The 22,806-nt window shown below is 33.7% G+C and carries 22 protein-coding genes; 13 read left to right on the forward strand and 9 right to left on the reverse strand.

What is annotated here, in order from left to right; all coding sequences use genetic code 11:
• Positions 1 to 4: 4 nt before the first annotated feature.
• Positions 5 to 1,645, reverse strand: coding sequence for a T9SS type A sorting domain-containing protein (locus tag OH814_RS03045; RefSeq protein WP_308827040.1), 1,641 nt, complete (start codon positions 1,643 to 1,645; stop codon positions 5 to 7).
• A gap of 375 nt (positions 1,646 to 2,020) precedes the next feature.
• Between OH814_RS03045 and OH814_RS03050 the strand changes: the two genes are divergently transcribed.
• The 3 genes from OH814_RS03050 to OH814_RS03060 all read left to right on the forward strand — a co-directional run bounded on the left by OH814_RS03050 (position 2,021) and on the right by OH814_RS03060 (position 5,451).
• On the forward strand, positions 2,021 to 2,692 hold the full coding sequence (locus OH814_RS03050; RefSeq protein WP_308827041.1) for a hypothetical protein: 672 nt from the start codon (positions 2,021 to 2,023) through the stop codon (positions 2,690 to 2,692).
• A 1,190-nt stretch (positions 2,693 to 3,882) separates the two neighbouring features.
• Positions 3,883 to 4,755, forward strand: a complete 873-nt coding sequence (sucD, locus tag OH814_RS03055) for a succinate--CoA ligase subunit alpha (protein WP_308827042.1) — start codon at positions 3,883 to 3,885, stop codon at positions 4,753 to 4,755.
• 18 nt (positions 4,756 to 4,773) lie between these two features.
• Entirely contained in the window at positions 4,774 to 5,451 is a 678-nt protein-coding gene (locus OH814_RS03060) for a porin family protein (RefSeq protein ID WP_308827043.1), read from the forward strand.
• 209 nt (positions 5,452 to 5,660) lie between these two features.
• Here the strand turns inward: OH814_RS03060 and OH814_RS03065 are convergent, their stop codons facing one another.
• From OH814_RS03065 to OH814_RS03075, 3 genes are all read right to left on the reverse strand, one after another.
• Positions 5,661 to 6,971, reverse strand: a complete 1,311-nt coding sequence (locus tag OH814_RS03065; RefSeq protein WP_308827044.1) for an ABC transporter permease — start codon at positions 6,969 to 6,971, stop codon at positions 5,661 to 5,663.
• A gap of 4 nt (positions 6,972 to 6,975) precedes the next feature.
• A complete protein-coding gene (locus OH814_RS03070; RefSeq protein WP_308827045.1) occupies positions 6,976 to 7,887 on the reverse strand; it encodes an ATP-binding cassette domain-containing protein in 912 nt (303 codons plus the stop codon).
• A gap of 105 nt (positions 7,888 to 7,992) precedes the next feature.
• The gene (locus OH814_RS03075) at positions 7,993 to 8,343 is read right to left on the reverse strand and encodes a T9SS type A sorting domain-containing protein (protein WP_076562058.1); all 351 of its coding nucleotides are present in this window, start codon (positions 8,341 to 8,343) and stop codon (positions 7,993 to 7,995) included.
• Between the two features lie 119 nt (positions 8,344 to 8,462).
• Between OH814_RS03075 and hemB the strand changes: the two genes are divergently transcribed.
• Positions 8,463 to 9,452: a porphobilinogen synthase gene (gene hemB / locus OH814_RS03080; protein ID WP_308827046.1), complete on the forward strand. Its 990-nt coding sequence runs from the start codon at positions 8,463 to 8,465 to the stop codon at positions 9,450 to 9,452.
• A gap of 103 nt (positions 9,453 to 9,555) precedes the next feature.
• Here hemB and OH814_RS03085 read toward each other — a convergent pair whose 3' ends face one another.
• Entirely contained in the window at positions 9,556 to 10,284 is a 729-nt protein-coding gene (locus OH814_RS03085) for a hypothetical protein (protein ID WP_308827047.1), read from the reverse strand.
• A 244-nt stretch (positions 10,285 to 10,528) separates the two neighbouring features.
• Here OH814_RS03085 and OH814_RS03090 point away from each other — a divergent pair, with 244 nt between their 5' ends.
• From OH814_RS03090 to OH814_RS03110, 5 genes are all read left to right on the forward strand, one after another.
• Positions 10,529 to 11,098, forward strand: a complete 570-nt coding sequence (locus OH814_RS03090; protein WP_115622163.1) for a cob(I)yrinic acid a,c-diamide adenosyltransferase — start codon at positions 10,529 to 10,531, stop codon at positions 11,096 to 11,098.
• An 89-nt stretch (positions 11,099 to 11,187) separates the two neighbouring features.
• The gene (locus OH814_RS03095; RefSeq protein WP_308827048.1) at positions 11,188 to 11,700 is read left to right on the forward strand and encodes a hypothetical protein; all 513 of its coding nucleotides are present in this window, start codon (positions 11,188 to 11,190) and stop codon (positions 11,698 to 11,700) included.
• Positions 11,701 to 11,781: 81 nt separating this feature from the next.
• Positions 11,782 to 12,426, forward strand: coding sequence for a thiamine diphosphokinase (locus tag OH814_RS03100; RefSeq protein ID WP_308827049.1), 645 nt, complete (start codon positions 11,782 to 11,784; stop codon positions 12,424 to 12,426).
• On the forward strand, positions 12,423 to 13,298 hold the full coding sequence (locus OH814_RS03105) for a tyrosine-protein phosphatase (RefSeq protein ID WP_308827050.1): 876 nt from the start codon (positions 12,423 to 12,425) through the stop codon (positions 13,296 to 13,298). The genes OH814_RS03100 and OH814_RS03105 overlap by 4 nt, the downstream gene beginning before the upstream one ends.
• 108 nt (positions 13,299 to 13,406) lie before the next feature.
• Positions 13,407 to 14,798 (forward strand): arginine decarboxylase, encoded by a 1,392-nt coding sequence (locus OH814_RS03110; protein WP_115621595.1) that lies wholly within the window; start codon positions 13,407 to 13,409, stop codon positions 14,796 to 14,798.
• 145 nt (positions 14,799 to 14,943) lie between these two features.
• On the opposite strand, the gene OH814_RS03115 is transcribed toward OH814_RS03110, so the two are convergent.
• A complete protein-coding gene (locus tag OH814_RS03115) occupies positions 14,944 to 15,603 on the reverse strand; it encodes an HAD family phosphatase (protein WP_308827051.1) in 660 nt (219 codons plus the stop codon).
• Between the two features lie 254 nt (positions 15,604 to 15,857).
• On the opposite strand from OH814_RS03115, the gene speB reads away from it, so the two are divergent.
• The 3 genes from speB (at position 15,858) to OH814_RS03130 (ending at position 18,405) form a co-directional block, all read left to right on the forward strand.
• Positions 15,858 to 16,709: an agmatinase gene (speB, locus tag OH814_RS03120; protein WP_076562051.1), complete on the forward strand. Its 852-nt coding sequence runs from the start codon at positions 15,858 to 15,860 to the stop codon at positions 16,707 to 16,709.
• A 68-nt stretch (positions 16,710 to 16,777) separates the two neighbouring features.
• On the forward strand, positions 16,778 to 17,626 hold the full coding sequence (locus tag OH814_RS03125; RefSeq protein ID WP_308827052.1) for a methylated-DNA--[protein]-cysteine S-methyltransferase: 849 nt from the start codon (positions 16,778 to 16,780) through the stop codon (positions 17,624 to 17,626).
• 170 nt (positions 17,627 to 17,796) lie between these two features.
• A complete protein-coding gene (locus OH814_RS03130; protein ID WP_308827053.1) occupies positions 17,797 to 18,405 on the forward strand; it encodes an alpha-ketoglutarate-dependent dioxygenase AlkB in 609 nt (202 codons plus the stop codon).
• 57 nt (positions 18,406 to 18,462) lie between these two features.
• Here OH814_RS03130 and OH814_RS03135 read toward each other — a convergent pair whose 3' ends face one another.
• The 3 genes from OH814_RS03135 to OH814_RS03145 form a co-directional block, all read right to left on the reverse strand.
• The gene (locus tag OH814_RS03135) at positions 18,463 to 20,322 is read right to left on the reverse strand and encodes a CocE/NonD family hydrolase (protein WP_308827054.1); all 1,860 of its coding nucleotides are present in this window, start codon (positions 20,320 to 20,322) and stop codon (positions 18,463 to 18,465) included.
• A gap of 275 nt (positions 20,323 to 20,597) precedes the next feature.
• Entirely contained in the window at positions 20,598 to 20,954 is a 357-nt protein-coding gene (locus OH814_RS03140) for a hypothetical protein (RefSeq protein ID WP_308827055.1), read from the reverse strand.
• A 25-nt stretch (positions 20,955 to 20,979) separates the two neighbouring features.
• Positions 20,980 to 21,519 (reverse strand): hypothetical protein, encoded by a 540-nt coding sequence (locus OH814_RS03145; protein WP_123887183.1) that lies wholly within the window; start codon positions 21,517 to 21,519, stop codon positions 20,980 to 20,982.
• A 363-nt stretch (positions 21,520 to 21,882) separates the two neighbouring features.
• On the opposite strand from OH814_RS03145, the gene OH814_RS03150 reads away from it, so the two are divergent.
• Positions 21,883 to 22,587 carry a DUF6261 family protein gene (locus OH814_RS03150; protein WP_308827056.1) on the forward strand — a complete coding sequence of 235 codons (705 nt, stop codon included), beginning with the start codon at positions 21,883 to 21,885 and terminating at the stop codon, positions 22,585 to 22,587.
• Positions 22,588 to 22,806 lie beyond the last annotated feature (219 nt).

Genomic DNA, 22,806 nt, shown 5'->3' on the forward strand with positions numbered 1-22,806 from the left:
AAGTTTATTTTTTAATCAATTTAGCATTAGCAGTCTTCTCAGTATCCGTTTTCACAACGACCAAATACGCCCCCTGAATCAAATTCTGCGTATTAATTTTAGTTACCTTATTCTTGGTTTTCAAACTCTGAAGCTGTCTTCCTCCCATATCGTAAATAATAATATCCGCTTCCTTAAAGCCTTGATCTGAGCCTGTCGAAGAGTCAAATCCGATTTCAACGTAAGCATAATCCGATACCGGATTAGGATAAATCTTAATATTCTGCTTTTCTATTAACTGATCAATTTGCGAATCTCCCAGCTTTACAATCTTCCAGTTCTCTTTTCCTAGTTCTTCAGCGCTTGTTCCCGCTAAAACAATAGAACCATCCTTATTCATCTTCAGATCAGAAAGCCTTTCCTCTTTCTTCCTTGATTCTCCTTTTACATGTTTTCGCCACTGCTCGTTTCCATTATTGTCGATATAAAGCATCCAGAATGTTTCATCATCAGCTTCAATTTTTCCTTCTGCCTGCGTGTAACCACCCAACAATATTCCTTTGGTCAGGTCTTGGTTCTTTTCTCTTTTATCCTGACTCTTATTAATCACATTCATTCCCATCAGGATATCTCGATTCTTAAAATTGTAAGATTTCTGCCACTGTTCATCTCCTTTTGTGTTTAAAGAAATCAGCCAAACATCAGTTCCTTCTTCAATTCCCACAGTTTTGTTTCCCGATCTTTCCGACCTTGATTCTCCACCAATAATATATCCCGAAGAAGTAAAAACCATTGTTCTCAAATGATCATCACCTTTACCCCCGAAATTCTTTTCCCATTCTACTTTGTTGTCTTTGGTAAGTTTGATTACCCAGTAATCGCCTTCACCGAAATTGTTGGTAGTTTTTGGTTGATAGTTGATAGTTGAACTTCCTGCTTCCATCCTCCCGCTTCCTACAAAAGCACTACTCCGCGAATAAACTCCTAACAACGCTCCTCCGTCTGGAGTCGGGATCATCTTTTCCACTTCATCCAAACCTCTTCCACCTAATATTAATTCGGAAAGAACTTTTCCATTTTTATCGAGCCTTGTTACGGTCACATCTTTAGAGCCGAATCCGTTGGCTGAATTCTGAACATTTCCTGCCACCATAAAACCAAAGTCTGCGGTCTGAATCACAGATCTTGCCTCTTCATCCTGAGAAGTTCCCAGAGTTTTCTGCCACAATTCATCTCCGAATTCATTAATTCTGATCAGCCAGATATCAGATCCACCTTTAGAAGCATCTTTTTTGTCTAGACCCAGTCCGGAATGCGAAGTTCCCGCCAAAAGAAAACCTCCTTCCTGCGTAGCAATTGTTGCTGATAAAAAATCGTGGTTTTGTCCTGAGAAATATTTCTCCCAGACTTCTTCTCCCTGTTGATTGAGTTTTACGAGATGAAAATCGTAGCCGTTATTCTGCTTTGAAGCTACAGATGACACTGCAGTTTTACCTGCTGCCTGAATACTGCTCCCTGTGATTAGATATTGCTGATCAACTGTCGTGGTAACCTGAGAAAGAAAATCCTGAGTAGAAGATTTAATATCTTTCTGCCATATCACCTCCTGAGCATTTAGAATAGCGGTACTGCTTAGCAGTAATGCACTCATGTAGAGTTTTTTCATGATTTGCGTTTTTTAATGGTTATTATTTTTTTGCGAATTTAACTTTTTTTAACACATGTTACAACTGTTTGATACAAGTCTTGTAAGTATATGATTTTATGCTGCAAAAGAAAATCATTGTTGCGACAAAAAATGACGTGTTATTTTATATCATGAAGCACTGAAAAATTTAGGTTTATTTATGTATTGATCTCCATTCCACAATTGGACAATACAGAAAAGATGAGACTTTCGAAGCTTAATAATTAATTTCTGTTTCTAATAAATTTAATAACAATCAAGTAGAATGTTTGTGTATTTATTAATTATTATTGTTTAATATTGAATATGTCGAAATATTTTCTAAATTTGTTCTTATTCTTAAATAAAAACACAATGACGACAAAACAATCCAACAGGCTGAACATGGCCAAAACTCTACGACAATTCTTTTCTGCTGAACAGGCAAAATACGCAGGTAATAATCCTGTGACAGTAAGAATTTCAGAACTGAATACTATTGTTGATCATCTCGACAGTTTAGTGGCAATTCAAACGATCGATACTACAGCAAATACAGGTTTAAAAGCAGATGCAAGATCATTAATGATTAATCTTACGGTGGCGTATGCCAATACAGCTGCTGATTATTTTGATGATAAAGACAGCCCGTTGAGCAAACAGCTTACCACGAGTAAATCTAAAATTAACGGATTGACTGGTGTAGAAGCAAAAATTTATTGCAACAGGCTTTATAATGTGGTCAATGATCATATCGGAAATCTTAGTCCTGACTATGTAACTGCTTCCGAAACAAGTCAGTGGTTGGCTGCTATTAATAATTTTGATGCCAAAGCGTATGACGCAGGGGTAAGTATCGATACCAGCCAGAATGCCACTCAGGATCTGAAAGCAGAATTTAAAAAATTAGGAACATGTTTACAGAAGCTCGACAGGCTGATGAAAAAGTATGATATCCTAAATCCCTCATTGTACGGGAACTACAAAATTTCCCGTAAAACAGCAGATCTCGGAATACGTCATAATGACATTCCATCACAGAATTAAAAAAAGAATGACTGATATTTGATTACCTGATAATTAACCATTGTGCATTTAATTATCTTTCGAAAATATCTGCAATGCCTTTGTTAGCCTGATATCAGTATTTATTTACAATTCTTTGTCTTTCCCAGCATCTTTTATTGCTAGGAAAGACAAATTTTTTATAATAAATAGCCTGAGTTCGGGTTAAGTAATGATCGTAAAATATTAACCGTGAGGTTATTATATATTTGACGCAAAGGTAAATTTTATGCTCTTATAATAAAGTAAGCAAAGATGAATCAACGAGTTGATTTTATAAAGCTTTTGCTCAAGCTTTGCGAAGCAAATTTATTTGCCTTAGCTTTCTAAAATTAGAAAGTTTAATTATAAAATCTTTGCGTTTAATGATTTAAAAACTATTATCAGAATCTCTTATCCCGAACTGAGGTTAAATATTATTTTTAAGGGTAAGCAAGAATAGAAAAATGTAAATAATCAGTCACTTGACGATATCTGTAAAATGCACAACGGGTTTGATGATTGTTTAGCATAACATATTGCACTGTCAAATAGTAAAAAGTAAATGCTATCAGACAAAATAGGGTAGTACTACATCTTTCTGACCAGATAAGACGGCTTTTCGATTCATACAGATTACTTTCCGAAGCAGATAGATCATATTTTGAGTATGACAGACGGTAGTTTTAGTGGTATTGCTAACATTTAATCTGTGACAGATGATTTTATTGAGAAGCAACATGGTATTTGTGCATAACCGGATTACTTTACGAGTATTTGAGCCGACATTCAGTGTGATGTTGACTGTATTCTTTTACAGTCAGCAGAGTTTTCAGCAGAGCTAAACAATTTTGCTTAACGGTAACGTACAATAATTAAATCACACTAAGCCTTTGCTGTCATCTTATTTCAAATTTTTCGCAGAATCTGATATTCTTTGTTAAACCGTCTATCATAAAGAAGTAGCGAGTTTTTATTTGTATTACTCTGTAAATAAGGTATTTGTGTTTTGGTTTGTATGATTTTTATACAAATTATTTTTCCCATAAAAAATTAAACTTTTGATTTTATATTTTACGATACCTTATATATCATAAATTGGAATTAAGATTCACATTAAGGTTTTATTCAAATTCAAAGAAAAATAAGTAAATTTGTGAGCATTAAAATAAATAAATTTAAAAAACAATAAAATGTCAATTTTAGTAAACAAAGATTCTAAAGTAATTGTACAAGGATTTACAGGTAACGAAGGTACTTTCCACGCAGGTCAGATGATCGAATACGGAACAAACGTAGTAGGTGGTGTTACTCCGGGGAAAGGAGGAAGCGAGCACTTAGGTAAGCCGGTATTCAATACTGTTGCTGATGCTGTATCAAAAGCTGGAGCCAACGTAAGTATTATTTTCGTACCGCCTGCATTTGCTGCAGATGCTATCATGGAAGCTGCTGAAGCGGGTATCAAAGTGATCGTTTGTATTACAGAAGGTATTCCTGTTGCAGATATGGTAAAAGTAAAATCTTATATTGCAGACAGAGAGTGCAGATTAATCGGGCCAAACTGTCCTGGAATCATCACTTCTGATGAAGCTAAAATTGGTATTATGCCAGGTTTCGTTTTCAAAAAAGGTAAAGTAGGTATCGTTTCAAAATCAGGAACTTTAACTTATGAAGCTGCTGATCAGGTGGTAAGAGCTGGTTACGGTATTTCTACTGCAATCGGAATCGGTGGTGACCCGATTATCGGAACTACAACTAAAGAAGCTTTAGAATTATTCATCAACGATCCTGAAACTGAAGCGGTTGTAATGATCGGTGAGATCGGTGGTGGTCTTGAAGCTGAAGCGGCAAGATGGTACAAAGCAAGTGGTTCTACAAAACCAGTTGTAGGTTTCATCGCAGGGCAAACTGCTCCTAAAGGAAGAACAATGGGGCACGCTGGTGCAATCGTTGGTGGTGATGAAGATACAGCTCAGGCAAAAATGGAAATCATGAGAGAAAACGGAATCAACGTTGTAGATTCTCCTGCTGACATTGGTGCTACTGTAGCAAAGATCTTAGGATAAGCGAAAAACAAATATGATATGAAAAAAATTTTATTAACATCTGCATTGGCCTTTTCTTTTTTATCGTTCGCACAAATCGATTTAAGAAGTACAAGATTTGGTCTTACAGCAGGTGCAAACTATTCCAGAGTTAAAAATGCACACAACCCTTCAGGGGCAAGATTTGCTTTTCAGGGCGGGCTTTTAGCTTTAATTCCAATGGGTGGAGCAGATCAGTTTTATTTGCAACCCGAGGTTGCGTATTACGGAGCCGGCGAGTCAGGGAAAAATAAAGATTCGAAAGGTGCTGATGGTTATGACGCAGTATATGCCAATAACTATTTAAGCGTTCCAATCTACTTTAAAGGGTATTTTTCTGAAGCAGAATCAGAATTTTTTGGATTAATTGGTCCTAGATTTAATTTCTTGCTGAGTCAGAATGTAAAAAATGCTCCTGTAGGAAGACCTTATTACGATCCTGATGTAACTGTTCCCGAGTATCCGAAGATTAATGGTAAAGCAAATAGCTTTAATTTTGCCATTGGTGCAGGAATAGGATATAGCTACAAAAGACAGTTGGAACTCGCTTTAAAATATGATTTAGGACTTTCAAATACGTATCCTAATCTTGTTGAAAGTTTTACGCAAGATCCCAATACGGCTAAAAAGAAATCCGAGCAGGTTCTCAGTTTGACTTTAAGCTATATTTTTGAATAAAATTTTTTAATCAAAATATACAAAATCCCGAAGTTTATACTTCGGGATTTTTGTTTCTATAAATATCTTGGTAGCTTTTTGCTTTTTAGTATAAAAATTCTTAGTAATTTTTTATTCTTCTTAATGAGGCTAACTATTGCTAAGTGAAACGCCTTTGCGATCGAAAAATATTTATAATAATTAAAAAGTCTTAGCGATCTCAGCAGGTTTTACCCTCTGATCCACTTCCAGATTTCCTTCATGGTCGCCTTATTTCCATACATCAAAATTCCTACTCTGTAAATTTTTCCGGCAAGGAAAATCATAAAAATGGTTGTTCCTAAAAGCAAAGCAATCGATAAAGCAATCTGCCAGGCCGGAACTCCAAACGGAATTCTCGCCACCATCGCAACAGGCGAAGTAAATGGAATAATCGACATCCAGAAACCAACCGGTCCGTCAGGATTATTGATTACAGAAATACTTCCGTACATACCTAAGGTAAGCGGAAGAATGGCAAATAAAGTGAACTGCTGCGTTTCCGTTTCATTGTCAACAGCTGAACCAATTGCAGCGTAAACAGAGCTGTAAAACATATATCCCAAAAGGAAAAATACGATGAATACAAAAATAATCAGCGGGAAATTTAATTCTAATAAACTGTGAGAAACCTGTGTTGCAATTTGGGCGATATCAAGTTTGCTCATCAATTCTTCATTTCCTCCGGGAATATTTTTCTGAAGTGAGGCAAATCCTGTGTTCAAAACCAAAGCTCCGACTACAGACATCATAATCCATACAATAAACTGCGTTAAAGCAACCATAGTTACTCCGAGAATTTTACCCATCATCAATTCAAAAGGTTTTACAGAAGAAATGATAATCTCTACAACACGGTTGTTTTTTTCCTCCAAAACGCTTCGCATCACACGAACTCCATAGATGATGATAAACATAAATGTTACATACATCAAAACCATACTCAAAGCGCTTTTTACGCCAAATGCCAAGTCTGAATCTTCTTTATTGTCTTCAGAAACATTGATGGTTTTTAAGGTGAAACTTTTATCAAGATCGGCAAGTTGCGCTTCCTGAATTCCAAGTTGTTTTATTTTCTCTTTTTTGATGACATTTGTAATGTCTGAGATAATTTGCTGCTTAGTATCAAAACCGATTTTGGTGTTTACAACCAATCGTGTACTTTTTTCTAAATCATCAAAATTATTGCCTGATAAAATGGGAAGAATTAAAATTCCGTCCAGATTTTCATTGCCTTTTAGATTATTAAGTTTAGATTGTTCTTCAGCGGAAGGAATAAAAACATAGTTGATTTTTTCATCAGACTTCAGTTGTCCCTTAAAAAGCCCGCTGTTATCAACCACTTCAATCACATTGTGAGATTGATTGGCTTTAAACATCATTCCGATAACCGCTCCGAAAGCAATGATCATTACCGGAGCCAGCAAAGTGAGTATAACGAAGGATTTTTTCTTAACCTGCGTAAGAAATTCCCTTTTTGTAATTAAAAAAATATTGTTCATAAAATTAAGAGTGATTGCTTACCGCATTGATAAATACTTCATTCATGCTCGGAATTCTTTCGTCGAAAGATCTTACTTTTCCTACATTAACCAAATCTAAAAGGATATTGTTCTGATCTGCTTCGTTTTTCAAATCAAAAGAAACCAGATTATTTTCATGGGTCATGTTGAAAATTCCATATTTATTTTTAAACTGATCAAACTGGTCATCGTTGACTTCAGATAAAGTAATTCCAAAAATGTTTTTCTTGAATTTTTCGCGAACATCAAAAACTCTTCCGTCAATTATTTTTTTAGAATTATTTATCAAAGCCACATAATCGCACATTTCTTCTACACTTTCCATTCTGTGGGTAGAAAGAATAATAGTGGTTCCGTTATTTTTAAGTTCGATGATCTGATCTTTAATTAAATTGGCATTCACCGGATCAAAACCTGAAAACGGTTCATCCAAAATTAAAAGATGGGGTCTGTGAAGAACGGTTACTACAAATTGTATTTTCTGAGCCATTCCTTTTGAAAGTTCAGATAGCTTTTTCTTCCACCACTGATCAATATTAAGTTTATCAAACCATTTTTTTGCTTCGTTTAGAGCATCATTTTTTGTCATTCCTTTCAGTTCCCCAAAGTAAAGAATCTGATCTCCAACGCTCATGTTTTTATAAAGACCACGTTCTTCCGGCATGTAGCCGATGTCTTTAATATGATTCGGATTCAATTTTTCTCCGTTGATGAAAACGTTCCCTGAATCGGCTTGTGTAATCTGATTGATTATTCGGATGAATGAAGTTTTTCCTGCTCCGTTTGGCCCTAGAAGACCGTAAATACTTCCTTTCGGAACGTGTATGCTAAAATCGTCTAATGCGGTCTTTTTTCCTGCATTGTAGGTTTTAGTAATTTGTTCAGCTTTTAGCATTAAAATTGTTTTTACAATTAGTTATGAAATATCCCGAAAGTTACGGAATAATTAAAAAAAAATGTGCTAAAAGAAAAAATCCTGATGATTATCAGGATTTGAATATTATTGTTTTACTATTTGAGTAACTTTTTGCGTATTGTCGCTTAGAATATATCGTATCAGATATTTTCCGGGTTTCAATCTCTGAATATTAATTTCAGTATTGTTACTGTTTACATTGTAACTAGCAACCTGAGTTCCTAATATAGAATAAAAAGTAACGTTCTTTATTTTTAATGAAGCATCTTTAGCTTTCACCATCAAAAAATCTTTCGCAGGATTCGGATATGCTGTAAGCACACCGTCATCAGATTTTTGATTTGTGGAGGTTGGCTCTTTTATTTGTGCTTTCAAATTGTCAGAAAACATGATAGAAGCGCCAAAAAATATAAATAAAAGTAAAAGTTTTTTCATCAACGATAAATTTGCTTAAATATTACTAACAAAAATAATAAATTATATAATTCTCTGCAATAGTTTTTTGTAGAACTTATATTAAATTTGCAATAAATTATTCAAAAAGTATTCCAAAGATGATATATTCTAGAAACAGAAGACTAAGAGTGAATGAATCGATGAGAGGTTTGGTAAGAGAATGCAGTCTTTCAGTGAACGATTTTGTAATGCCTATTTTCGTCATGGAAGGCGAAAATAAAGAAGAGGCAATCCCTTCAATGCCCGGAATTTTCAGGCGAAGCATTGATCTTACGGTAAAAGAATGCAAAGAATTGTTTTCTTTAGGAGTAAAGGCGGTTAATCTTTATATGAAAGTTTCTGATGATTTAAAGGATAACACCGGAAAAGAAGCATGGAATAAAGATGGTTTAATGCAAAATACCATTAAGGCAATTAAAGACGCTATTCCTGAAATGGTGATTATGCCTGATGTTGCTTTAGATCCTTACTCAATTTACGGTCACGACGGAATCATAGAAAACGGAAAAATCATCAATGATGCTACCAATGATGCGCTTGCAAAAATGGCTGTGTCACATGCTGAAGCCGGAGCTGACATTGTGGCACCAAGTGATATGATGGATGGCAGAGTTTTAGCAATTCGTGAGGCTTTGGAAGAAAGCGGATTTCATGATGTGGGAATTCTAAGTTATGCGGCAAAATATGCAAGTTCTTTTTACGGGCCATTCAGAAGTGCCTTAGACAGCGCACCAAAAGATGATATGGAAATTCCGAAAGATAAAAAAACCTATCAGATGGATTTTCACAATTCCCGTGAAGCATTAAATGAAGTTTTCAAAGATGTGGAAGAAGGTGCAGACATTATTATGATAAAACCAGGTCTTCCTTATTTGGATATTGTCGCAAAAGTGCGTGAAGCAATTGATTTGCCGATTGCAGTTTATAATGTAAGCGGAGAATATGCAATGCTGAAAGCAGCTGCTCAAAACGGTTGGCTGGATAATGATAAAGCAATTATTGAAAGCTTAACATGCTTCAAAAGAGCAGGAGCAGACATGATTTTCACATACGCAGCAAAAGAAGCTGCAATGATTTTAAACAGGTAAAAGAGTTTAAAATGATGAGTTATGAATTATGAGTTAATTTCAAAGAGATCTTCGGTTTCAATCAACTCATAATTCATAATTTTTAACTCATAACTAAAAAAGCTTATTCCACATCAAAGTTTTTTCCTTTTACAAATTTCGCTGCAAAAGGAGCTTGGTTTCCGGAATATTTTAAAACAAAATGTTTTTTGGTATCGGTATCCACTTTTGCTTCTACATTAACATTAGTTGTCTGAAAACTGACATCCAAACCAACTCCCGATTCTTTTTCAAGAAAAATTTCTACACTTTCAGCGTAAAATAAAGAGATACTCAAGTAATTAAATTTGATGTTCTTTCGATACGTTTTAGATTTTGACTGTGTAAATTCTGAAAAGCTTTTCAAAATTTCAATTCCAGGCGAATCGATATTGGTAATTCTCGATTTTGTTACTCCATTTACACGAATGGAGAAATTTTTTGCGCTGTTGATATTTCCGTTAATTCCAATGTTAAATAAAGAGGGTAATGACAAGCCGTATTCGATCATGCTGTCTTTGGTAAATTCAAAGTCAGGAATCAATGCCGTATGTTTTGGGGTATTTAATAATTGATTTTTTACTGTATTTAATTGCTCACCTGAAAATAAATAACCGATGAGGTTGTTATTGGTTGTGCGCCAGTTTCGTCCGTTCCACTCGTAGATTTCACAAAGTAAAGTATCGGTTGACGAATGGGGGAGAAGCTCGATATCCTGCCACTTAAAAACTTCTTTTGCATAAGGTCTTCTGTTGATCAGGTTGATTCCCAGATCCAGCGCCATTAAGTCGCTTAATTGTTGATTGGTGTGCATAATTATTATTTATGATTTGGTGATTTAAAATTAAATAAAAATTGTCGAAATTGATCTTAATTATCGTCACAATTTAAATGGATTCACAAGATTTAATAATAGATTGACATGAATAAAATCTTCTGTAAACCACGTTGCTTTAAACTTACTCAAAAACATTTGTCAGCATAGTTTTAAAAAAGTAATTTAGTCTTTTGAAATCACCATGATTACGCATGGTTTTAAGAATAACGAAAATTTACCTATGAAAATATACACCAAAACAGGGGATAAAGGTCAGACCGCTCTATACGGCGGTACGAGAGTTTCAAAAGCCAGTGCAAGAGTTGACAGCTACGGAAATATTGATGAGCTAAATTCTTTTATCGGAATTTCAAAAAGCCATATCACTGATGAGGAAGTTTTAAAACAGTTAAAAAAAATCCAGTTTGATTTATTTACAGTAGGCTCAGAAGCGGCAACTCCGGTTGATAAACTGATGTTGGCTAATGGAAAGTCTCGTCTTTCTTTGATTATTTCTGATACGGAAATTGAAGAACTCGAAAATTGGATGGATGCTTTTGAAGATAAACTAGAGCCTCTTCAATACTTTATTCTTCCGGGAGGCGGAAAATCGGCAACTTTTTTACATGCAGCTCGTACTATTTGTAGAAGAGCTGAACGTTCATTGGTATTCTTAAATGAATCTGAAGAAGTGCGTCCCGAATTGATTAAATATCTGAACCGTCTTTCTGATTATCTTTTTGTTTTAGCAAGATACATCTCAAAAATCAACAACGAACCGGAAGAATACTGGAATCCGAATGAAAGATAAGTTCTTATTGAAATAATCTTTATTAATAGTCGAATAATTTGCGAAAATATTTCCTATTTTAGCGAATAAACAAATATTAATAAATAACCATGAAAAAATTAGTACTTATTACCTTAGTTGGATTACTATCCGTTGCATGTTCACAAGATGATGATGTGTATGGAGTAAATGAAACAAGTTCTAAAAGTGAAACTCTTGTTCAAAAGGGACCGCCACTTATTATTACAGAATGGGTTGATTTAGAATTTACAGAATCACCTTGTCGAACAGACAAAAAGAGATATCAGGCCAGAGCGGTTTCTTCCGAGGTATATAGCAGAGACAGGTATATTTCTTATAAAATTACTGATAATACTTATGGGTTTGTGTGGCATAGTGGTCAATATACAATTCCTGCAGGATCATATACGTCGGCATTTGGAGATGTATTTTCAAATGAAAATTTTGCTGCAAATGTAAAGTATGAAATTACAAATGTTGAAATAAATCCTTACTATTATGATTCAAATGGAAATTTAGTTTATCAGCCAGTTATAGGATTATATCAATATAAATCTGGAGATAAAGATGTTAATAATTGTCAAGTGCCGATATTTAACTAATTTTACAGAAAATTTATAAAGTATAAGCTGAATCAAATTATGGTTCAGCTTTTTTATTAAAGCAATTATAAAGTTATATTAATGACTAAAGTACTTCTTTTTATCAACGGTGACGCCCCGAAATCTTTCCCTGATTTAGAAAAATATAATTTAATTGCCTGTACAGATGGTGCTTTTCATTATTTGAAAGAACTCAATTTTCCTTTAGATAAATTAGATTTTATTTCCGGGGATTTTGATTCTCATATTGGGTCAGACGAAAATGTGTATCAGGAGAAATTTATTCTTACACTGGATCAGGAGAAAACAGATTTTCATAAAGCGTTAGAAATTATTTTAGAAAAAGGATTTCATGAGGTTGATGTTTTAGGTGGAAGTGGAGGAGAACAGGATCATTTTTTAGGAAATCTTACGGTCGCTTATTCATTTAAGAATAATTTAAACATAAAATTTTATGACGAGTTTTCTGAATATTATTTTATTCCAAAAAATTTCTCTCTGAAAAATGTGAAAAACAAGATGATCTCTCTGTATCCTTTTCCTTCAGCTGAAAATATTACGACAAAAGGGTTGAATTGGTCATTAACAAATGATAGTTTAAGCATGATCTCAAGAATCGGTACGCGGAATTTTGCAGCAGAGGATGAAATTTCTATTCAATATGAATCTGGAGATCTTTTATTTTTTGTTGGAATTAATGAAATAGAATATCCTGAAATATATTGAAACAATTAATAAAAATATCATTCCTCATTATCATTGTTTTTTGTGTTTTATCCTGTAAGACACAAGATTTTTCTAAACCTGAATACGGAATTTCACAAACTGAAAACCAATTTAAAATTAAAAAAGTAACCAATTTCAGAACGATTGGAAATATCAAAAATATAGATGGCAGAATTTTAAAAGAAGGAAAGTTTTACAGAAGCGCGCATTTGCATCAACTAAAGAACAAGTCTATAAAAGAGTTTCAAAAGTTAGGAATTAAAGAAATTATTGATTTGAGAAATTCTAAAGAAATTTCACAGAAACCCGATGTAATTCCTCAAAATATTGATTATAAAAATTATTCTGCTTTTGAAGATGAAGGAGATCAACTTGATCAGGCGAAAAAGCTTGTTTTAAAAGGGAAAGTTAAAGGTTCAGATGCGGACCACAGAATGCTTGACTTTTATAAAACTTACGCAACAGAAAATCCGGACATTATTAAAAAGATTATTCATGAGATTTTAGATTCTGAAAGTCCTGTTTTATATCATTGTACCGCTGGAAAAGACAGAACCGGAATAATAACCGCGTTGATTTTGACAATTTTAAAATTTGACAAAGAAACTATTGAAAACGATTATCTTCTGTCAAACAATTACAGAAAGCAATTAATTCAGAAAAGACTTCGTCTTGCCAATAATCTACATTTTATATACCCGAAAATGGATTTGAATGTTATCGAAAAATTAAGTTGGGTTGAAAAGGACTATTTACACGCTTCTTTTTCTGAAATTGATAAAAAATACGGTTCTATCGATATTTATATTCATCAGGTTTTGGGAATTACTGAGAATAAGAGAAACGAATACATTATTAAGTTTACTTATTGATTAAAGACTAATTTTTTAGTCTAAAAACAATAGAAATTTATAATAAATTTAACGTTAAAAAATCAAACTTTTTTAGCAATTTTGCATTCTTAATTCACTTGTTAAAAAATGAAAATAAAATACTCGGAACTTATTGATCAGACATTGTATTTTCCAACGGAAGAATTCAATGTTTCTGAGAACAATTTGTCTTTTCACGATATTCCTTTAATGGAAGTTGTTGAGAAGTTTGGAACGCCTCTTAAGGTAAGTTACCTCCCGAAGATTTCTCAAAATATTCAAAAAGCAAAAGGCTGGTTTAAGGAAGCTTTTGAGAAAATCGATTACAAAAAAAACTACAGATACTGTTACTGTACAAAATCCAGCCATTTCAAATTTGTAATTGAAGAAGCTTTGAAGAATGATATTTCTATCGAAACGTCTTCGGCTTACGACATGGATATTGTGAAGTCGCTTTATAATGAAGGGAAAGTTGATAAAAATATTGAAGTGATCTGTAATGGTTTCAAGACGGATGATTATCTGGCGAAAATTTCAGACATGATCAACAGCGGTTTTGAAAATATCACTCCTATTTTAGATAATTATAGAGAGCTTGATAAGTTAACTGAAAGTATCGACACGACTTTCGATATCGGAATCAGAATTGCTTCTGAGGAAGAACCTAAATTCGAATTTTATACCTCAAGATTAGGAATCGGATATAAAGATATTATTCCTTATTACAGTCAGAAAATTGCAGAACATCCGAATGCAAGACTGAAAATGCTTCACTTTTTCATCAATACCGGAATCAAAGACACGGCTTATTACTGGAACGAATTGTACAAATGTCTTCGTGTGTATGCACGTTTGAAGAAAATTGCTCCGGAAGTAAATTCACTAAATATTGGTGGAGGTTTCCCAATTAAAACTTCTTTGAATTTTGATTACGATTACCAATATATGGTGGAAGAAATCGTTTCTCAAATCAAAAAATTCTGTGAAGAAGAAGGAGTAGAAGAACCAAATATTTATACAGAATTTGGAAGCTTTACCGTTGGAGAAAGCGGTGCCAATTTATATAAAATTATTTCTCAAAAACGTCAGAACGACAGAGAAAAATGGAATATGATCGATTCATCTTTCATGACAACTCTTCCTGATACGTGGGCGATTTCGAGACACTTTATTATGCTTCCGTTAAACCGTTGGGAAGATTCTTATGAAAGAGTTTTCTTAGGAGGTTTGACTTGTGATTCTGATGATTATTACAACTCTGAACAGCATACCAATGCCATTTATTTGCCAGTTTTCAGTGATACGAAACCTTTATACATCGGGTTTTTCCATACCGGAGCGTATCAGGAAACAATTGGTGGTTATGGTGGAGTTCATCACTGTTTGATGCCGCAGCCGAGACATATTCTGATTCAGAAAGACGAAAATGGAGAATTCCAGTATGAAATCTTTAGAGAAAGACAGGAACCTGAAGATATATTGAAAATATTGGGTTATTAAACAAACCGATAAAATAATTTATGAATAGGAATGGGTATGTCATCCTGAGCTTGTCGAAGGAAGCCCATTTTTATCAAAAAATCAATTGGCTATAGCCAAAAAGTAGAAAAAACAGCTCTCATATTTTTGAGAGCTGTTTTTTTATTTAAAAATGTTTAGAAATTTTATCAACTTCAATTTCCGAATAATCTGAAATCACAATATTTGCTAAGCTGTAATCCTGATTGTGAGAATGGAAGCTTTTATAAGCTGCGCAAAAAATATTGGCTCGGTGCGCTGCCAAAATTCCATTGGTAGAATCTTCAATAACCATACAGTTTTCAATAGGTTCATTGGCCATTTTTGCGGCAAGCTGAAAAATTTCAGGATGAGGTTTTGATTCTTTTAAATCTGCACCGCTGATCTTTCCGTTAAAATATTTTTCTAAACCAAATTTATCAAAAACCATATTAATAGTGGTCATACTTGCCGAAGAAGCAACAATTAATTTGATGTTGTTTTCGTAATAATGCTCAATCAGTTTTCTTACTCCTGGAATTAAATCAAATTCTTCATCGTTGTAAAAATAATCTTTAAAATGAGTTCTTTTAATATTGGTAATATCTTCGTGAGTGTGTGATAAATTAAACTCAGAAATTAAAGTTTCACAAACTCTTTTTGTAGAAGCTCCTGTAAAAGAAGTATAAAGGTCTTCAGAAACCTCGATTTCTAGCTGGTTGAATGTTTTGAAATAAGCTTTTCTATGAAGAGGTTCTGTATCAACAATTACCCCATCCATATCGAAAAGCACAGCTTTTAAGGACATAAATTTTTATTTTGTGCAAAATTAATACTTTATTATGTAAAGATTAAACGATTTAAAAATTTAAAAACTCATAATTTATAGCTCATAACTTTAAACACTTACAATTTCTTCTTCTTATCTTTGCGGCAAATATTTTAATCTTTAAATCATTTAATTTTTAATTATAAATTATGACATCGCCGTGATTTGGAAAACAGAAGCCAATGAATATGTAGCGATTGCATATATCCTTTAAAAACAATAAATATCTTTATATGAAAACATACGCAGGAATTCCTGAAGAAAATGCTTCATTAGAAAATTCAAAAGTAGTTTTGGTAACAGTTCCTTACGATGGAACTTCAACCTGGGGGAAAGGGGCAGATAAAGGTCCTGAATTGTTTTTGGATGCTTCTGAAAACATGGAGCTTTATGACATCGAAACAGGTACAGAACCTTATTTGGAGGGAGTTTATTTAGCTGGAGAAGTTTCTGAAAACTCTACACCTGAAGCAATGACGGAAGCGGTTTATCAGAAAACAAAAGAGCTTTTGGCAACAGATAAATTGTTTACCCTTTTTGGTGGAGAACATTCGGTTTCTATCGGTTCGATTCGTGCGGTGGGAGAAAAATTTGAAAACCTTACAGTTTTACAATTAGATGCTCACACGGATTTACGTCCGGAATTCCACGGCTCTACTTCTAATCACGCTTGTGCGGTTTTTGAAGCGAATCAGAAACATAATTTAGTTCAGGTGGGAATCCGTTCAATGGATGCTGAAGAAGTTGAATATTTACCGGAAGGAAGAGTATTTTTCGCTCATGAAATTGCCAATAATGAAAACTGGGTGAATGATGTTTTAGAAAAAGTTTCAGGAAATGTTTATATTACGATTGATTTGGATGCTTTCGATCCGTCAATTGCTCCTTCTACAGGAACTCCGGAACCAGGTGGTTTACAATGGTATCCAACATTAGAATTATTAAGAAAAGTTTTCGAAAAATGTAACGTTGTTGCTTTTGATATTGTTGAATTAATGGATTCTGCGTATTCAAAACCAAGTGCCTTTTTAGCAGCAAAACTGTATTATAAAATGTTGGCATATTATCACATCAACAAAGATTAAAATTCCGCAGGAAACGGATTTTTTCTTTCAGTTTTTCTTTGGAAATTTGTGATACAAAACAAAATGAAATGTTCACACAAGACGAAATAGATTATCAGAGAATTGCCAAAGCAATAGAATTTATTCAGAGCAATTTTAAGCTTCAACCTAATTTGGATGAGGTTGCTGAAAAGGTAAATCTAAGTCCGGCACATTTTCAGAGAATATTTACAGATTGGGCAGGAACAAGTCCGAAAAGATTTTTACAGTTCATCAGTCTTGAACATGCAAAAAGTTTACTCAAAGAAGAAAAAGCCACGCTATTTGATGCTGCATTAGAGACCGGACTTTCAAGTACAAGCAGATTGCACGATCTGTTTGTGAAAATTGAAGGAATGTCGCCTGCAGAATATAAAAATGGCGGAAAAAATTTACATATCAATTATAGTTTTTCTGAAAGCCCATTTGGAAAAATCATCACAGCTTCCACCGAAAAAGGAATCTGTTATATGGCTTTCGAAGAAGATAAAGAAAATGCATTGAGAGATTTACAAAATAAATTTCCCAATGCATCTTTTTTTGAAAAACATGATGAGCTTCAGCAAAATGCATTATCAATTTTTACAAAAGACTGGTCAAAGCTCAATACCATCAAGCTTCATTTAAAAGGAACCGATTTTCAACTCAAAGTCTGGGAAAGTTTATTAACGATTCCAATGGGGAAATTGTCAACTTATGGAAATTTAGCTGATAAAATAGGAAATCCAAAAGCTTCTCGGGCTGTCGGAACTGCCATTGGAAGCAATCCTGTTGCGTTTCTTATTCCTTGCCACCGTGTGATACAATCTTCAGGGAAAATTGGCGGTTATATGTGGGGAAGCGATCGAAAACAGCTGATAATTGGTTGGGAAAGTTCGAAGGTTTATTTGGAAGATTAGAATTGAATTATTTTTTGAACCATTAAGATTTGTTCTTAAAAAGTTAAGTTTAATTAAGGAAAATCAAATAGATTTTAATGAAGTTGACTGCTTAAAGCGAAGCTCAACTTAACCATCTCAACTCATTAATTGAATCTTAATGGTTTAAAATTAAATATTGAAATTTAAAGATGAATTTATTCGAGGACATACAAGATTTCCCAATCAATATTCTTCCCAAAGACGGTGTCACAGAATATTACGGAAAGATTTTTTCCGATGCTGAATGTGAGAAATATTATCAATATTTAATCAATCATATTCCGTGGGAAAATGATGAAGCGGTTATTTTTGGAAAACTGATCTATACCAAGAGAAAAGTTGCTTGGTTTGGCGAAAAAATATTTGAATACACTTATTCAAACCGAACGAAATATGCAAAACTCTGGACTCCCGAATTATTAGCCTTAAAACAAAAATGTGAAGAAGTTTCCGGTGAAACTTACAACTCTTGTCTTCTGAATTTATATCACGACGGAAGTGAAGGAATGGCGTATCACAGCGATGGCGAAAAAGATTTGAAGAAACACGGAGCAATCGCATCTTTGACCTTCGGAGCGGAAAGAAAGTTTTCTTTTAAACATAAAATTTCCAAAGAAAGAATAGATATTTCATTGGAGAACGGAAGTTTATTGGTGATGAAAGGAATAACGCAGGAAAACTGGCTGCATCGACTTCCGCCAACGACAAAAGTAAAAACTCCGAGAGTGAATTTGACGTTCAGAACGATTGAGGAATAAAAAAAGCAGTGCAAATCACACTGCTATTCTTTACAAGCTTAACTTCTAACTTCTAACTTATTTCAAAACCTCAACTTCAATCGAAGAATCTTCAAAAACCTTAATAAACGCTTTCGTATAATCTTCTTTCGTAGCAAAATTTGGGTTGTCTAAAAATTTCTGAGGATTAATGGCAAAAAGCGGAAACCATGTTGAGGAAATTTGTATCTGGATTTTGTGTCCTTTCTTGAAAGTATGAACCACATCCTGCAGTCTGAAATTCACTGCTGTTTTTTGATTAGCAACCAAAGCTTCCCCTTTTTCTCTGGAGTTTCTGAATCTTGCAGGCATAATTTCACTTCTTACCATTTGATGATAATTTCCGTAGATCACGCCCTCTTTCTTTTCGGTAGGTTTAAAATCTTCAGGATAAACATCAATTAATTTCACTGCGAAATCTGCATCGGTGGAAGTTGAAGCGATATTTAATTTAGCCATCAATTCTCCTGCAAAAGTAAGATCTTCCGTCAAAATATCTGTGGTGAAAGTCAAGACATCGGGTCTTCCGACAGCAAATCTTTGATCTTCCGACATGTAATTTCTTGGTGTAAATCCGTTAAAATCTTTCAGATTATCAGAACTTAAAACAGGATTGTTCGGATCACTATAATATTCTGAAAATCCTTGTCCTGAATTGTCTTTTAAAGTTCCGTTGGCTAAATAAAAACTAACTTTTTTAGCTTCTTTTGGCGGATACGTTGCAAATTCTCTCCATTCCTTTGCACCTGTATCATACATTAAAGCTTCCGGTAAACCGGCATCCTGTTTTGTATTTCCTTTTAGATAATGATTGAAGAATTTTGTTTCAATATTTTTCTGATAATAGGTTGCAATGCTGTCTCCGAAGTAAATTTGATTATGAAAATGTTTTCCATCTTCGCGTCCCCAACCTCCATGAGAAAATGGTCCCATCACGATGGTGTTTTTAGCTTTTGGACTTGTTTTTTCAATGGTTTTGTAAATATTTAAAGGTCCTGAAAGATCTTCTGCATCAAACCATCCACCAACAGTCATTACAGCATGATTGATGTTTTTAAGATGTGGTAAAAGATTTCTTTTCTGCCAATATTCATCGTAATTGGGATGATTCATAATTTCGGTCATGAAGAAATTATCTTTATAGTATTTTTCATAACCATCTTTTAACGTTCCCATATCCCGGTAGAACTTTAAACCGTCTTCTGAAGTTTGTTTCACGAAAGTATCCATATACCATGCTTTGTTTTCAGCTTTTGTTTTCTGAATTCCAAAAACAGGGAAAGTTCTGAAATACCCCATCATAAATCTTCCGTTATGTAGGAAATCATCGTTCCAGAAATCTGAAATCGGAGCTTGCGGAGAAGACGCCACCAAAGCAGGATGTTGCGCCAAAGTTCCTACCGCAGTGTAAAATCCTGGATATGAAGTTCCGAATTGCCCGACTTTTCCATTGTTGCCTTTAATGTTTTTTACCAAATATTCTACGGTGTCGTAGGTATCTGTACTTTCGTCAATATCTTTTTTGGTTTTTCTTTCGACCTGTGGTGTCATATTGGTGAAGATCCCTTCACTCATGTATCTTCCACGAACATCCTGATACACAAAAATATATTTGTCTTTCATTAAAAACTGATTCGGACCAATTCTCTGTTTGTATTCATTTTCACCGTATGGCGCAATACTGTAGCAGGTTCTCTGCATCAGAAAAGGATATTTATTTTTATTCGAAATATCTTTCGGAATATATACCGCCGTAAATAATTTTGTTCCGTCACGCATCGGAATATAAAATTCCTGTTTTGTGAAATTGTCTTTTACATACGTGTCTTTTGGCTGGTTGTTTTGTGCAGTTCCTACAAAAAACAAAAACATCAACAACATTGAAAAGTAGTTCTTCATTGATAAAATTTTGATGCTAATTTAATGATTAAATAGTTTTGGTTGTTATGGTTTTAAAAATGAAATGGTGGGCAATGAAAAAGACCGGAATTTCTTCTGGCCTTTTGTTGTTTTCGATTAACCTTGTCAAGGTTATTTTTATTCTGAATATTAACCTTGACAAGGCTTTAGTTATATTTTCTCCTTTGCTGGCGCAAGCGTCTCGCTTGTGTCCGCTCTTAACAAAAGGTACGAGCAAGATGCTCGCACCAGCGTGGGATTTACCTATAATTATTTTAATCAAAAGTAGGAGCACATCCTAAACTTTTATTATATGGATGAATAAATTTCCAAAATGCTTCTCCAGCACTGTTCATGTATTTCATTGAATAGTTATAGCCTGTATTTGATCCAACTTGATATATGTATTCACGATAATAATTACTTGTAAATTTTACGATTGCAAAATAATAAGTTTTATAATTATCATATATAGAATAGAAAGTTACTTGTGAAATAGCACTACTTCCTGTACTATAATATGTTATTCCTGAATTTTTTGATTTTACATATTTTATTATTTCATCACAAGATTGAGATTTACAAAAGCAAAAACTTGAAACAAAAGCTAAAAATAATATTTTGATTTTCATAGTATAAATTTTCAAATTTCAGTAGTTATTTAATCTGTTTCAGAACCTCTAACAGTTTGGGAATTTTAGTAACTTGTGTTTCTGTCCAAAAATAATAATTAGGAATTCCATTTCCATCATAATTATTTAGAGTAATAGATATTCTTTTTCTTTTCTCATCAACTAAATAAGAAAATGTCATTTCTTTAGCTTTAAAAATATATTCCGTTGATTTTTTTTTGAATTTTAAATCAAGATTAGGAATGACATTTTTTTCAATGAAAATTATAAACTCATCAATTTCATCAAGCCCAACCCATGCAGTTTTATTTACTTCTGGCTTTTTAACATACATATCTAATTGTAATGCTTTTACTTTTGTATTAGATTTAATATTAATTACTTCAATTGGGTAGAAATTTACATATTCACCAATTCCAGACTCAAACTCAGCTATCACATTCCAATCTTTGTTTATTTGTGTAAATTGAGCTTGATCAATAAATTTCCTTGTTGATGACTCAAGGTTTTGCGAAAATGAAAGTGTTGAAATAATTATGAATAAAAGAAAGAATTTTGTTTTCATAAAGTTAAATTTTATAGTTTTTTGTCTTGTAAATATAATACACTCATATCAACCATTTTTACGGTTTTCCTCATTCCTACAATAAAATAAAAAAGCATTTAAACCAAAACAACTCCATTTCCATTCAAACTCATCATACATTAAATCCAAACACCCATGTTTGCCCTCACAATCAATTTACATAAAGTCCAAACAGGGTTGTTTGTATTCAAAATCAATTGACATTGAATTGAAACAGGGGTGTTTGTACTTAAAATCAACATACATTGAGTATAAACAACAGTGTTTGTATTTAAATACAATTTATTTTATATTTGATTAAAGTAATTTTTAAATTATTAATAATAAAAACACATTTGACGTATGAAAATTTCATTACAAAGAGTGAGCACCAAAGATTTGGCGACACTCACAGAAAGAACGATCACTGTTTCGACTTCCGGAAAATATCCGATGTTGGCAAATCATCCTTTGATGAACGAGCTCACGACGCATTATGCAGATTATGATGCGGTGTATACCAAAAAATCTTTCAGCGGAAAAGGAAAAGATGTTGCAGCGGCAGATCACGACAGAGATGTTGCTTTCAGCAGCCTTAAAGCTTTTCTAAATGGATACCGACAGGTGTTTTCGGTGCCGAATTATCAGGATGCGGAAGACTTGTATCAGATTTTTGTGCAGTTTGGTTTAGACCTTGATCGGATGAGCTATTCTTCACAAACGGCGCAGATGAAAAAACTGATTGAAGAGCTGGAGTTTCCTGCAAATACTCAGAAAATCGCCAACCTGTCCCTATCTGTTGCTTTTGCTGAAATGAAAACCAGGCATGAATATTTTGAAGATATTTTTGAGGAACAGACAGAAGCTAATGCGGGTCTTCGGCAAATGGAAAGTGCTTCATCAGTGCCCCGAAGTTTAGAAAAAACATTGAGATCTTATTTTAATATACTCACTGCGATGAAAGAGGTTCCCGATTGGAAGGATGCTTACGCTGAGGTAAATGAATTGGTAAAAGCTGCAAAGAATTCATCAATTGACAGAAAGAAAAGTGCAGAAGAACCTGAATAATAATTCGTTGTGCATTTGGTTCATTCTCGTCAGCTCGATTAGGTTTTTCAAAAAGCGTATCGTAGAGTTTTTGATGGAAGCAGGTTTTGTGCTTCCGTTCACTGATTCTCGATACATTCTGATTTCATCGGACACTCGAATTAACGAATCTGCAATCAAAATTTTTCAAGACGTACAATAATGAATTGAGCAAAATATTTTAAAACAAAAATAACCGGA

The sequence above is a fragment of the Chryseobacterium sp. CFS15 genome (assembly GCF_031118795.1).
Lineage (GTDB): Bacteria > Bacteroidota > Bacteroidia > Flavobacteriales > Weeksellaceae > Chryseobacterium > Chryseobacterium indoltheticum.

Bases quoted from the DNA above. Each gene is read 5' to 3' on its own strand.
- OH814_RS03045 (WP_308827040.1), bottom strand. From the start codon at position 1,645: ATGAAAAAACTCTACATGAGTGCATTACTGCTAAGCAGTACCGCTATT.
- OH814_RS03090 (WP_115622163.1), top strand. From the start codon at position 10,529: ATGAAAATATACACCAAAACAGGGGATAAAGGTCAGACCGCTCTATAC.
- OH814_RS03115 (WP_308827051.1), bottom strand. From the start codon at position 15,603: ATGTCCTTAAAAGCTGTGCTTTTCGATATGGATGGGGTAATTGTTGAT.
- OH814_RS03110 (WP_115621595.1), top strand. From the start codon at position 13,407: ATGAAAATAAAATACTCGGAACTTATTGATCAGACATTGTATTTTCCA.
- sucD (WP_308827042.1), top strand. From the start codon at position 3,883: ATGTCAATTTTAGTAAACAAAGATTCTAAAGTAATTGTACAAGGATTT.
- OH814_RS03100 (WP_308827049.1), top strand. From the start codon at position 11,782: ATGACTAAAGTACTTCTTTTTATCAACGGTGACGCCCCGAAATCTTTC.
- OH814_RS03145 (WP_123887183.1), bottom strand. From the start codon at position 21,519: ATGAAAACAAAATTCTTTCTTTTATTCATAATTATTTCAACACTTTCA.
- OH814_RS03050 (WP_308827041.1), top strand. From the start codon at position 2,021: ATGACGACAAAACAATCCAACAGGCTGAACATGGCCAAAACTCTACGA.
- OH814_RS03095 (WP_308827048.1), top strand. From the start codon at position 11,188: ATGAAAAAATTAGTACTTATTACCTTAGTTGGATTACTATCCGTTGCA.
- OH814_RS03135 (WP_308827054.1), bottom strand. From the start codon at position 20,322: ATGAAGAACTACTTTTCAATGTTGTTGATGTTTTTGTTTTTTGTAGGA.
- OH814_RS03130 (WP_308827053.1), top strand. From the start codon at position 17,797: ATGAATTTATTCGAGGACATACAAGATTTCCCAATCAATATTCTTCCC.
- hemB (WP_308827046.1), top strand. From the start codon at position 8,463: ATGATATATTCTAGAAACAGAAGACTAAGAGTGAATGAATCGATGAGA.
- OH814_RS03150 (WP_308827056.1), top strand. From the start codon at position 21,883: ATGAAAATTTCATTACAAAGAGTGAGCACCAAAGATTTGGCGACACTC.
- OH814_RS03140 (WP_308827055.1), bottom strand. From the start codon at position 20,954: ATGAAAATCAAAATATTATTTTTAGCTTTTGTTTCAAGTTTTTGCTTT.
- OH814_RS03070 (WP_308827045.1), bottom strand. From the start codon at position 7,887: ATGCTAAAAGCTGAACAAATTACTAAAACCTACAATGCAGGAAAAAAG.
- speB (WP_076562051.1), top strand. From the start codon at position 15,858: ATGAAAACATACGCAGGAATTCCTGAAGAAAATGCTTCATTAGAAAAT.
- OH814_RS03065 (WP_308827044.1), bottom strand. From the start codon at position 6,971: ATGAACAATATTTTTTTAATTACAAAAAGGGAATTTCTTACGCAGGTT.
- OH814_RS03125 (WP_308827052.1), top strand. From the start codon at position 16,778: ATGTTCACACAAGACGAAATAGATTATCAGAGAATTGCCAAAGCAATA.
- OH814_RS03060 (WP_308827043.1), top strand. From the start codon at position 4,774: ATGAAAAAAATTTTATTAACATCTGCATTGGCCTTTTCTTTTTTATCG.
- OH814_RS03085 (WP_308827047.1), bottom strand. From the start codon at position 10,284: ATGCACACCAATCAACAATTAAGCGACTTAATGGCGCTGGATCTGGGA.
- OH814_RS03075 (WP_076562058.1), bottom strand. From the start codon at position 8,343: ATGAAAAAACTTTTACTTTTATTTATATTTTTTGGCGCTTCTATCATG.